The organism is Paenibacillus popilliae ATCC 14706, from assembly GCF_000315235.1.
Taxonomy (GTDB): Bacteria; Bacillota; Bacilli; order Paenibacillales; family Paenibacillaceae; genus Paenibacillus_B; species Paenibacillus_B popilliae.
This window is the reverse complement of record NZ_BALG01000448.1, coordinates 1-258: the sequence shown is the minus strand read 5'-3', so window position 1 is coordinate 258 and position 258 is coordinate 1. Positions and strand designations below refer to the sequence as shown.

Sequence of the window (258 nt, the reverse complement as noted above, 5' to 3'; positions counted from 1 at the left end):
AGGGTATATCTTCAGATTATGGGGTGGGTCACCAATGTCAGCATTGCAAAAACCGAAGTTTAGAGAATGGAATCACGGCGAGTGTGCGGGAGCGCCCATTCTGAAGAGTCTCTGGGATCGATTCGACTTCTCCCTGTTACTCACTCAATCCGGCATTATGAAACGCAATGGAACGCCATCTTGGCTTATTTGCTTCCTCTATGTCGTCGGTCTCGTTTCCAATTGCTCTTCCGTTGTCCAGATGGCACAATTGGCCGA

1 protein-coding gene is annotated in these 258 nt (G+C 48.8%); it reads left to right on the top strand.

What is annotated here, in order from left to right; genetic code table 11:
* Positions 1-34 precede the first annotated feature (34 nt).
* On the top strand, positions 35-258 hold a 224-nt coding region (locus PPOP_RS24815; RefSeq protein ID WP_234399897.1), incomplete at its 3' end, for a hypothetical protein.